An 11,051-nucleotide genomic window follows, 5' to 3' on the forward strand; every position below is an offset into this window, starting at 1 on the left:
GGGTGTGCGTTTGTATGATGCCGATTTATACAGCAAGAAAAGGTCCGCTCTCTTCCTTGAAGGAAATATTGGACAGGACAAAGAAGATGGAGGATGATTTTTTTGCCTATCAATCCTAATAGGGGATAGGTATTTGAGTAATTTTTCAGAATGGCCTAATTGAGAGATTTGACTGTAAATAAGGGGTTTTTAGTTGACCAACTAATAAGTATTTATTATTTACGTTTTACCTTTGCTAGGATGAAAATGAAGGGGTAAAGTCAGTAGAAGATTATGATGAAATTACTGGATAAACTTATTGTAAAAGATTTTCTCAAAACTTACTTTTTTGTGGTTTTGATGCTGATCATGATTGTTTTGGTGTTGGACTTCACCGAAAAGAATGATGAGTTTATCCGTAATGAGGTGCCTGCTTCCGAAATCTTCGAGTATTTATTCAATTACGGGCTTTATTTGAATAATCTTCTTACTCCGATTACGGTTTTTATCTCAGTGATTTTCATTACCTCGAGGATGGCAGGAAGAACCGAGATCGTGGCCATATTGAGCAGTGGGGTGAGCTTTATGCGGATGTTGCTGCCTTTTTTTATGGGGGCATCTCTGATTGCAGTATCCAGTTTTCTGTTGAATGGTTGGGTCCTGCCCGGAGCTACTGCAGATGTGTATGAGTTTAAAAGAGAGTACTTAAAAGACGACAGTCAAAGCCATTATCAAAATTTCCATGTAAAAGTGGCTCCTGAAGTTTATGCTTATATTTCAAGGTATTATACCAGTACAAAGACTGGGCGTTTTTTTACTTTGGAGCATATCAAAGACGGCGAGCTCTTGTCAAAACTTTCAGCAGAAAGCATTGTGTGGGATACTACTGCCAATGCTTGGGAGGTTAGAAAATGGACTCTTCGGGAGTTGGATGAAATGGGGGAGAAATACACTGAGGGAGATAAAATGGATACAGTGCTTTCTATCACTCCTGAAGATTTTGATCTTCCTTCAAATCACCATGAAACCTTGGCGCTTCCCGAACTGAGTAAACAAATTAAGGTGCTGGAGGATCGTGGGGCAGATAATTTGAGTTTTTATAAGATTGAGCGATATGTTCGGTTTATGTCTCCTTTTGCAGCAATTATCTTGACCTTTATTGGAGTGATAGTTTCTTCGAAAAAGATTAGGGGAGGTTCGGGTTTTAAGATTGCACTGGGCTTTCTACTGGCATTTATTTATATTATTTTGTTTTTGCTGTCGAGGACTTTTGCTGAAGCGGGTACTTCCTATCCTTTGTTTGCGGTATGGTTGCCAAATGTTATTTTTGCGGTAACGGGACTGGTAATGTATAAGACAGTTCCTAGATAAATCATATGAATGCAAAAGGTGTTAAGGACTATGTAATGCTCCATTTCATAGTGTTGATTTGGGGTTTTACGGCTATTTTGGGCCTACTGATCAGTATACCGGCTGTTGAAATTGTCTTTTATAGGACTTTGATGGCTACGATTATCCTAGGAGTGCTTTTTGCCTTTAGGAAGAGAAAAGTAAAGCTTCCCCTCAATGAGTTGGTGAAGATTTTGGGTACAGGGGCTTTAATTGGCCTTCATTGGATATTATTCTTTGGAGCGGCCAGGGTTTCGACTGCGTCAGTATGTCTTGCAGGGATGGCAACATGCTCCCTATGGACCGCTTTTATTGAGCCGTGGGTGAATAAGGTTAAAGTAAAATGGTACGAGGTGGTCTTGGGAATTATGGTTTTGGGAGGTCTTTATGTGATTTTTAGTTTTGAATTGCAATATTGGGAAGGGCTTTTGATGGCTGTTGGGGCTGCGTTTTTAGGTGCTTGTTTTACGGTCAGCAATGGTCGACTGACCAAGAAACACTCCCCTTATTTGATTACTTTTTATGAGATGATGGGGGCTTGTGTTTTTACAGCCTTATTTATGCCGGTTTATGTACATTATTTTGCAGAGAACGGCTCTTTGCAGATGGTTCCAAGTATAAGTGATTGGTTTTGGCTTATTTTATTGAGTGGTGTCTGTACAGTGTATGCCTTTTCGGTTTCGGTGGAGCTGATGAAAAGGCTAAGTGTGTTTGTGATTAATTTAACAGTCAATCTGGAGCCAGTATATGGGATTGTTTTGGCGGTATTGATTTTTGGAGAAAAGGAGCAGATGACTCCCGGCTTTTATTTAGGCGGACTGATTATCCTCGCTTCAGTATGCATGTATCCAGTGTTCAATTATTTCTATAAAAGAAGAAAGAACAAACAATTATTGAGGGTGCAGTAGTCAACAGACAGATGTGCCTATTAGTATAGGCAATAGAAGAAGAAAACTCCATGCTATCCATGAAGCGGAGCATGGAGCAGTAATTCCTGTTTTTTGGAAAGGTTTGGTCAAAGTAGTCCTTTGAAAGTGAAATAATCTTTAGGCCAAACACTCAGGGCGGGTTCTTCTTCAAAGAGCCCAAATACGGTTGATCCAGAGCCGGACATTGCTGCATAAAAAGCTCCGCGCTCGTAAAGTTGCTCCTTTATCTGGGCAATTTCTGGGTACCTGGTGAATATGCTATCCTCAAAATCATTCTTTAGTTGTCCCTTCCATAGCGAGCGATCAGCCAATGTCTTTTTTAGGTCATGTTCAGGTTGTTTGGGGCTAATACCTGCATAAGCTTCTTTGGTGCCAATATGAATTTGTGGATTGATCAAAGCGATCCAGCAGCCAGCAAGGTCAAGTTTTATTGGCTCTAAGATTTCACCTCTTCCGGTGGCGATCTTGGGAGTGTTTTCAATAAAGAAAGGACAGTCACTTCCTAGTTGTGCCGCATAATCCTCCAGGAACCAATCCTCTAAATGGAGGTCAAAGAGGCTGTTCATCATTTTAATGGCAAAGGCACCGTCTGCTGAGCCACCTCCCAGTCCAGCCCCCATGGGGATGGCTTTATGCAGGTGGATGTTGATATGCGGAAGTTCATTGAAATCCTTTCTAAGTAATTTTAGTGCTTTGAGAATGATATTGTCTTTTTCTTTTCCAGGAACTTCTAATCCCGTACCTGTGTAGGTGGTTTTTTCCGCTGTGGATATTTCCAGCGCATCACAAAGAGGGATGGGGATCATGCAGGTTTCTATATCGTGATAGCCATCTTTTCTTTTTTGGGTAATATGTAGGCCGAGATTAACCTTGGCATTGGGGAATTGTATCATATCAATATGCAAAAGAATTCGTCCTGCAAATCTATTAAAAACAGGGTATATATTTTGAGTGCCTTGCTTTATGTTATTTATAAATTTTGAATGAATGCTTGAATAATTGTCAAAACATTGGTTGCTGGACTGTTTAGTAGGTAAATTATTAATAAAAATTAAATGAAAATAAAAATCAGAAGAAAATTCTGAAAATTGAATAAATATTTTTTTTATAAAAGATAAAAAAGGGTAATACCTTAATAAGGTGTTTTACAATCCTGTGATTGTGTGGGTTTGCAATAGTTTAATTTTTGATTCAATTTAAAAAATGAAATAAAATATTGTAAGTCTCAACTTAGGGTTTTACTTTTGTAAAGAAATTATAAAAAGTGAAGAGCAGAAACCACTAAACACACTAATAAACATGTTCAAAATAGTTAGCGTCATTAACCTTATTGTCATTCTCATTTTCAACTGTAAGTGAGGCGCTAAACTATTGTTAAAACATCCATAAAGCAATAAAGTGCCTCATCTCGTGAGGCACTTTTTTTTATAAAGATAATAACAGAATATTAGAGATAATATGAGTGATTTGAAGAAATATAGTTGGGAAATCAGTGATAATCAGGAGAATCCGGCGGCTATGGCCATGCTGTATGCGACTGGTATCAGTGATAAAAAGATGAAGCAGCCTTTTGTGGGAGTGGCAAGTTGCGGCTATGAAAGTAATCCTTGTAACATGCACTTGAACAGTTTTGCTAAGGATATAAAGGAGTCCGCGGATAAGGTAGACCTTTCCGGCTTTGTTTTTAACACTATAGGTATTTCTGATGGGCAATCAATGGGGACTTCAGGAATGAGGTATAGTCTTCCCTCCAGAGAGGTGATTGCAGATTCAATTGAATCATTCATTTTAGGGCATTCTTTTGATGGTGTGGTAACCATTCCTGGCTGTGATAAGAACATGCCCGGTGTGGTGATGGGGATGCTTCGTATCAATCGCCCAGGGATCATGGTCTTTGGAGGTACGATCAGATCGGGAAACTATAAAGGTGAAAAACTGAATATTGTTTCGGCCTTTGAGGCTTATGGCAAGAAGATAAACGGCCAGATTTCTGACGAGGATTATATGGGTGTGATCAAAAACGCCTGTCCTGGTGCGGGAGCATGTGGAGGTATGTATACGGCCAATACCATGTCATCAGCAATTGAGGCCATGGGGTTGTCTTTGCCTTTCAGCTCATCCTATCCTGCTACTTCAAGGGAAAAGAGGGAAGAATGTAAGAATATTGGCAAGTATATCAAGCAATTACTTGCGCTGGATATCAAACCTAAGGATATCGTTACCAGAAAAAGTATTGAAAATGCGGTACGTGTCACCGTAGCACTTGGAGGTAGCACCAATGCTGCCCTGCACATTTTGGCCATAGCCAGGACTGCCGGGGTTGACTTTAGTCTTGAAGACTTTAAGCGTATCAATGCGGAAACTCCTGTATTGGGTGATTTTAAGCCAAGTGGGAAGTTTATGATGGAAGATCTTTATGAAATGGGCGGTTTGCCTGCTTTCTTAAAATACTTCTTAAATGAAGGGCTTTTGCATGGGGACTGCTTGACCGTTACGGGAAAAACAATGGCAGAGAACATAGAAGGAATCGAGCCAGTGAAGACTTCAAAAGATAGTGTGATTCATCCATTGGATAATCCAATCAAAGAATCAGGACATTTATGTGTGCTTCATGGAAATCTAGCACCAGAAGGAGCTGTGGCTAAGATTTCCGGTAAAGAAGGTAAATCCTTCACCGGTACAGCTAGGGTCTTTGATAGCGAGCCAGAAGCCAATGAAGCGATGAAGAACAAGGAAGTTCAAAAAGGAGATGTGGTAGTTATCCGTTATGTAGGGCCTAAAGGAGGACCTGGAATGCCGGAGATGCTCAAGCCTACTTCCATTATCATCGGAGCGGGACTTGGTTCTGATGTGGCTTTGATCACAGATGGTAGATTTTCTGGTGGTACGCATGGGTTTGTGGTAGGACATGTGACGCCAGAGGCCTATTTGGGAGGACCTATAGGGTTGATTCAGGATGGTGATAAGATCACTATCAGTGCAGAGAGCCTAGAAATCAGTGTTGATGTTTCAGATGAGGAGTTTGAAGCAAGAAAGAAAAATTGGAAGAACAAAGACTTAAGTCATCTCCAAGGAACGTTAAAGAAATATGTCCAATTAGTGTCTACAGCGTCTGAGGGTTGTGTTACTGACAAACAGTAAGACAATAGACCAACCGACATAAGACTTAAACCTCAAATATAATTTAAATACACATGAAAGATTCGAGAATCAGAGGAGCTGAGATCGTAATCAAGTCTTTGGTAGCCGAAAACTCAGAGTATATTTTCGGTTATCCCGGAGGAGCCATCATGCCAGTTTATGATGCGCTTTATGATTACGCGGACCAAATCAAGCATGTACTGACCAGACATGAACAGGGAGCTATCCATGCCGCTCAAGGCTATGCACGAGTCTCTGGAAAAGTCGGGGTTTGTATGGCTACATCAGGGCCAGGCGCTACTAACCTGATCACAGGTATAGCAGACGCCATGATTGATAGCACTCCTCTGGTCTGTATTACAGGACAGGTAGCTTCCCCGTTATTGGGTACTGATGCATTTCAGGAAACTGATGTAGTGGGCTTTTCAATGCCTGGGACTAAATGGAACATTCAGGTTCGTAGGGTGGAGGATATTGCTCCTGCTATAGCCAAAGGTTTTCATATTGCTAGATCAGGAAGGCCCGGTCCAGTATTGATAGATATTACCAAAGATGCTCAGAATGATTTGGGTGAGTTCAATTACGTACCTTGTTTGGGGATCAGGTCATACAGACCTTACCCAAAAGTAGATGAGACTCAAGTAGCCAAAGCTGCTGAGGTAATTAATTCAGCTAAAAAGCCTTATGTACTTTATGGACAAGGTGTGGTCATCGGTAAAGCAGAGGAAGAATTAAAGGCCTTTTTGGATAAGACGGGAATACCTGCAGCTTGTACATTACTTGGGTCAGGAGCCTTGAGTGAAGATCATCCTCAGTATGTAGGGAAGTTAGGAATGCATGGTAACTATGCACCCAATATGCTGACCAATCAATGCGATGTTTTGATTGCCATAGGGATGAGGTTTGATGATCGGGTTACCGGTGATTTGGAGCGGTATGCCAAACAGGCAAAAGTGGTTCATTTGGAGTTGGATAATGCAGAGATCAATAAAAATGTAAAGGCAGAAGTGGCCGTGTTGGGAGACTGTAAGGAGAGTTTGCCATTACTTAGCCAAATGGTGAATGACAACAACCATGAGGAATGGGTGAAAGAATTCAGGAAGCTGGAGGAAAAGGAAAAAAGTGCCGTGGTATCTTTGGACCTATTGCCTACCAAATCAGGTTTGACCATGGGAGAGGTAATCCGTTATATCAATGATTATAAAAAGGATGATGCCATTTTAGTAACCGATGTAGGCCAGCACCAAATGATCGCTTGGAGATACTTCAAGTATAAAACTACAAGGACTCAGGTTACTTCTGGTGGATTGGGTACGATGGGCTTCAGCTTGCCTGCAGCTTTGGGGGCTCAATTGGCTGATCTGAACCGTCAAGTAGTTTGTGTAGTGGGTGATGGTGGTATTCAAATGACGATCCAGGAACTGGGTACTATTATGCAAACGCAAAGTCCTGTAAAGGTGGTATTGTTAAACAATAACTTCCTAGGAATGGTAAGACAGTGGCAGCAGCTATTCTTCGATAAGCGTTATTCATTTACAGAATTGGATAATCCTGACTTTATTAAGATTGCTGAAGCCTATAATATGAAGACCTCTAAGGTGACCGAAAGGGAAGATCTTAGGGATTCGGTAGCAGAGATGATGATACATGATGGCCCTTATTTCCTTGAAGTAGTGGTGGAAAAAGAGGATAATGTATTCCCAATGATTCCTACCGGATGTTCAGTAGAAGAAGTTAGATTAAGCTAAGCCACATATTATGAATCGATATACAGTATCCCTTTTTACGGAGAATTTCATTGGTATTCTTAATAGAGTGACTTTGATTTTCACCAGAAGAGGAGTGAATATAGACGCCCTTACCGCTTCAGAAAGTAAGGAAGATGGTGTACACAGGATCACCATAGAAGTGACCACAACTGAAGATCAAGTGATTCAGATTGTGAAGCAGACGGAAAAGATCATAGATGTCATCAAGTCCTTCTATTATAAGGATGATGAGGTCGTTTACCAAGAAATCGCTTTATATAAGATTCCAATTAGCAGTCTTGATCCGGGCTTGGAAAAAGTCATCAGGCAGTACAATGCCAGGATCATTTCAGCAGAGAAGGAATTTGTGGTGATCGAAATGACCGGCCATAAAGAAGACACCAAGGCCTTGCTGGAAATTCTTAAGGATTTTAATATCCTTGAATTTGCCAGATCAGGAAGGGTGGCGGTGGCCAAACCAATGGGAACAATTGAACAATATTTGAATAATTAAAACTAGAAACAATGAAACTGAAATTCGGAACAGTTGAAGAAGATGTAGTAACAAGAGAAGAATTTCCTCTTGAGAAAGCCAGAGAAGTACTTAAAGACGAGGTGATTGCGGTATTGGGCTATGGTGTACAAGGTCCAGGTCAAGCACTTAACTTGAAAGATAATGGTTTTAATGTAATCGTTGGTCAGCGTAAAGGTTCCAAAACTTGGGACAAGGCTGTTGCTGATGGTTGGGTTCCTGGTGAAACGCTTTTTGAATTAGAAGAAGCCTGTGAAAAAGGTACTATTCTTCAGTTCTTACTTTCTGATGCAGGTCAGATTGCACTTTGGCCAACTGTAAAGAAACACCTTACTCCAGGTAAGGCATTGTATTTCTCTCACGGTTTCGGTGTGACTTACAATGACCAAACTGGTATCGTTCCTCCTAAGGATGTTGACGTGATTTTGGTGGCTCCTAAGGGTTCTGGTACTTCTTTGAGAAGAATGTTCGTAGAGGGTAGAGGTTTGAACTCTTCTTTTGCGATCTACCAAGACGCTACAGGAAAAGCTAGAGAAAGAGTTATCGCTTTGGGTATCGGAGTAGGTTCTGGCTACTTGTTCGAAACTGATTTCTACAGAGAAGTTACTTCTGACCTTACTGGTGAGAGAGGTACTTTGATGGGGGCTATCCAAGGTATTTTCGCTGCTCAGTACGAAGTATTGAGAGCTAACGGTCACTCTCCTTCTGAAGCTTTCAACGAGACTGTCGAAGAATTGACTCAGAGTTTGATGCCATTGGTAGCAGAGAACGGTATGGACTGGATGTATGCTAACTGTTCTACTACTGCACAAAGAGGTGCTTTGGATTGGTGGAAGCCTTTCAGAGATGCATCTAAGCCAGTATTTGAAGAGCTTTATAAAAGTGTTAAAGATGGTAAGGAAGCCGCTAAGTCTATCGAATCTAACAGTAAGTCTGATTACAGAGTGAAGTTGGAAGAGGAGTTGAAAGAGTTGAGAGAGTCTGAGATGTGGCAAGCTGGAGCTACCGTACGTAAGCTGAGACCAGAGAACAACTAATAACACTTAAGGGGAATGTTTCGGGAATTATATGAATACAATATGGTGTTGAAATAAGACGAGAAACTTCCCTGAAATAAAATTTCGGGAGGAATAGGAGAAAGAGATCACTCTGATTCCTATTCCTTCTGGACTTTATGACGATTGACAACAGAAGCGATGGAAAAGAAAACATTATTTGACAAAGTATGGGACGCGCACGTTGTGAAGTCAGTCCCTGACGGACCAGACGTGTTTTTCATAGATAAGCACTTTATCCATGAAGTAACCAGCCCAGTAGCCTTTCTAAACCTTGAAAAAAGAGGAAACAAAGTACTCTTCCCGGAAAGAACAGTAGCTACACCAGATCACAATGTACCCACTATAGATCAGGAGAAAACCATCAAAGACCAACTTTCCCGTATGCAGGTAGAAAAGCTACGAGAAAATTGTGCTAAGCATGGTATTGAGCTTCATGACCTGGGTACTGACCACCATGGTATTGTTCACGTAATCGGCCCTGAATTGGGGATTACCCAGCCAGGAATGACGATTGTATGTGGAGATAGCCACACTTCTACTCACGGAGCTTTCGGAGCTATTGCCTTCGGTATCGGTACTTCTGAGGTGGAGATGGTTTTTGCTTCTCAGTGTATCATGCAGTCTAAGCCTAAGCGCATGAGAATTACTGTGGATGGAGAGCTCAGTGCTGGAGTTACTTCCAAGGATATCATTCTTTACATCATCTCAAAAATATCTGCCAGTGGTGGTACTGGATATTTTATTGAATATGCTGGATCAGCAATTCAAAGCCTAAGCATGGAAGCGAGAATGACCATCTGTAATATGAGTATCGAAATGGGTGCTCGTGGAGGTTTGATCGCTCCTGACGAAACGACATTTGAATACCTAAAAGGTAAAGAGCATGCTCCAAAAGGTGAAGACTGGGAAAAAGCATTAGCTTACTGGAAAACCCTTAAAACGGATGAAGGTGCAGCATTTGACTTGGAGTACAAATATGAGGCAGCGGACATAGAGCCGATGATCACTTATGGTACTAACCCTGGTATGGGAATCAAGATCAAAGATAATATTCCTACTACCGATGGTATGGAAGGAAGCAATAAGAATACTTATATCAAGTCACTTGATTATATGGGCTTTGCGCCTGGAGAGCCTATTAAGGGCAAAAAGATCGATTATGTTTTCGTAGGTAGCTGTACTAACGGTCGTATCGAGGATATCCGCGCAGTGGCTGAATTTGTGAAGGGTAAAAAGAAAGCTGACAATATCACTGCTTGGATCGTACCAGGTTCAAGAGAGGTGGAAAAACTGGCCATCAAAGAAGGTTTGGTTGAGATTCTTGAGGAAGCAGGTTTCAAATTGAGACAGCCTGGATGCTCTGCGTGCCTTGCCATGAATGATGATAAAATTCCTGCCGGAAAATATGCAGTATCTACTTCAAACAGAAACTTCGAAGGTCGTCAAGGACCTGGAGCCAGAACCCTTTTGGCTTCTCCATTGACCGTGGCAGCAGTCGCCATTACCGGTGAAGTAACCGATCCTCGTGAAGTATAATCATCTAAAATTGATCAAAAATGGCTTACGATAAGTTTAATATATTAAAAAGCACCGTGGTCCCATTACCAACAGAAAATGTGGATACGGATCAAATCATTCCAGCCAGATTCCTGAAGGCTACTGAAAGAAAAGGTTTTGGTGAAAGCTTGTTCATGGACTGGAGATATGATAGTGAAGGAAACCCAAAGGCCGATTTTGTGCTAAATGATCCTACTTATTCAGGTAAAGTATTGGTAGCTGGAAAAAACTTTGGTTCAGGATCAAGTAGAGAGCATGCCGCTTGGGCCATCTATGACTATGGCTTCAGGTGTGTGGTTTCCAGTTTCTTTGCTGATATTTTCAAAAACAACGCGCTGAATGTAGGAATCCTACCGGTGACGGTTTCTCCAGCATTTTTGGAGGAGATATTCACTGAGGTGGAAAAAGACCCATCTACTGAAGTGGAAGTAGATATCGAAAAGCAGACCATTACGCTTTTGAGCACTGGTAGTGCCGAATCTTTTGACATCAATACCTACAAAAAAGGGAATATGCAAAATGGTTTTGATGATATCGACTACCTTTTGAATATGAAGGATGAGATCGTCGAATTCGAAGCAGCGAAAAAATTATAAATATAAGTTAGTAGCAGAAAGATTGAAATGAATTCGTGCCATGATATATGATCATGGCACGAATATCACTTTCAAGAGATATAATAATATCAGCTTCTGAATACTAGGTACTCAATACCCAT

General features: G+C 41.1%; 9 protein-coding genes. 8 read left to right on the top strand and 1 reads right to left on the bottom strand.

The genetic code is table 11. The features are described 5' to 3' along the window. The first annotated feature begins 276 nt into the window (after positions 1 to 276). Together KZP23_RS10235 and KZP23_RS10240 are read left to right on the top strand one after the other, a co-directional pair. The gene (locus KZP23_RS10235) at positions 277 to 1,350 is read left to right on the top strand and encodes an LptF/LptG family permease (protein ID WP_226336509.1); all 1,074 of its coding nucleotides are present in this window, start codon (positions 277 to 279) and stop codon (positions 1,348 to 1,350) included. 5 nt (positions 1,351 to 1,355) lie between these two features. Then, positions 1,356 to 2,276, top strand: a complete 921-nt coding sequence (locus KZP23_RS10240; RefSeq protein WP_226336145.1) for a DMT family transporter — start codon at positions 1,356 to 1,358, stop codon at positions 2,274 to 2,276. A gap of 107 nt (positions 2,277 to 2,383) precedes the next feature. Here KZP23_RS10240 and ispE read toward each other — a convergent pair whose 3' ends face one another. Beyond that, positions 2,384 to 3,190, bottom strand: a complete 807-nt coding sequence (ispE, locus tag KZP23_RS10245; protein WP_226336146.1) for a 4-(cytidine 5'-diphospho)-2-C-methyl-D-erythritol kinase — start codon at positions 3,188 to 3,190, stop codon at positions 2,384 to 2,386. A gap of 565 nt (positions 3,191 to 3,755) precedes the next feature. Between ispE and ilvD the strand changes: the two genes are divergently transcribed. The 6 genes from ilvD to leuD all read left to right on the top strand — a co-directional run bounded on the left by ilvD (position 3,756) and on the right by leuD (position 10,929). Beyond that, positions 3,756 to 5,438 carry a dihydroxy-acid dehydratase gene (gene ilvD, locus KZP23_RS10250; protein WP_226336147.1) on the top strand — a complete coding sequence of 561 codons (1,683 nt, stop codon included), beginning with the start codon at positions 3,756 to 3,758 and terminating at the stop codon, positions 5,436 to 5,438. 53 nt (positions 5,439 to 5,491) lie between these two features. After that, the gene (gene ilvB / locus KZP23_RS10255; protein ID WP_226336148.1) at positions 5,492 to 7,186 is read left to right on the top strand and encodes a biosynthetic-type acetolactate synthase large subunit; all 1,695 of its coding nucleotides are present in this window, start codon (positions 5,492 to 5,494) and stop codon (positions 7,184 to 7,186) included. Between the two features lie 10 nt (positions 7,187 to 7,196). After that, positions 7,197 to 7,700, top strand: coding sequence for an acetolactate synthase small subunit (ilvN, locus tag KZP23_RS10260; RefSeq protein ID WP_015265869.1), 504 nt, complete (start codon positions 7,197 to 7,199; stop codon positions 7,698 to 7,700). 11 nt (positions 7,701 to 7,711) lie between these two features. Beyond that, the gene (gene ilvC, locus KZP23_RS10265; protein ID WP_226336149.1) at positions 7,712 to 8,755 is read left to right on the top strand and encodes a ketol-acid reductoisomerase; all 1,044 of its coding nucleotides are present in this window, start codon (positions 7,712 to 7,714) and stop codon (positions 8,753 to 8,755) included. A gap of 159 nt (positions 8,756 to 8,914) precedes the next feature. After that, a complete protein-coding gene (leuC, locus tag KZP23_RS10270) occupies positions 8,915 to 10,312 on the top strand; it encodes a 3-isopropylmalate dehydratase large subunit (protein WP_226336150.1) in 1,398 nt (465 codons plus the stop codon). 20 nt (positions 10,313 to 10,332) lie between these two features. Continuing rightward, a complete protein-coding gene (leuD, locus tag KZP23_RS10275) occupies positions 10,333 to 10,929 on the top strand; it encodes a 3-isopropylmalate dehydratase small subunit (RefSeq protein ID WP_226336151.1) in 597 nt (198 codons plus the stop codon). Positions 10,930 to 11,051: the final 122 nt, after the last annotated feature.

Source organism: Echinicola marina (genome assembly GCF_020463795.1).
In the GTDB taxonomy this organism is placed as follows: Bacteria; Bacteroidota; Bacteroidia; order Cytophagales; family Cyclobacteriaceae; genus Echinicola; species Echinicola marina.

Excerpts from the sequence above, each read along its gene's own strand:
- ispE (WP_226336146.1), bottom strand. The coding sequence starts at position 3,190 with ATGATACAATTCCCCAATGCCAAGGTTAATCTCGGCCTACATATTACC.
- KZP23_RS10235 (WP_226336509.1), top strand. The coding sequence starts at position 277 with ATGAAATTACTGGATAAACTTATTGTAAAAGATTTTCTCAAAACTTAC.
- ilvC (WP_226336149.1), top strand. The coding sequence starts at position 7,712 with ATGAAACTGAAATTCGGAACAGTTGAAGAAGATGTAGTAACAAGAGAA.
- KZP23_RS10240 (WP_226336145.1), top strand. The coding sequence starts at position 1,356 with ATGAATGCAAAAGGTGTTAAGGACTATGTAATGCTCCATTTCATAGTG.
- ilvD (WP_226336147.1), top strand. The coding sequence starts at position 3,756 with ATGAGTGATTTGAAGAAATATAGTTGGGAAATCAGTGATAATCAGGAG.
- leuC (WP_226336150.1), top strand. The coding sequence starts at position 8,915 with ATGGAAAAGAAAACATTATTTGACAAAGTATGGGACGCGCACGTTGTG.
- leuD (WP_226336151.1), top strand. The coding sequence starts at position 10,333 with ATGGCTTACGATAAGTTTAATATATTAAAAAGCACCGTGGTCCCATTA.
- ilvB (WP_226336148.1), top strand. The coding sequence starts at position 5,492 with ATGAAAGATTCGAGAATCAGAGGAGCTGAGATCGTAATCAAGTCTTTG.
- ilvN (WP_015265869.1), top strand. The coding sequence starts at position 7,197 with ATGAATCGATATACAGTATCCCTTTTTACGGAGAATTTCATTGGTATT.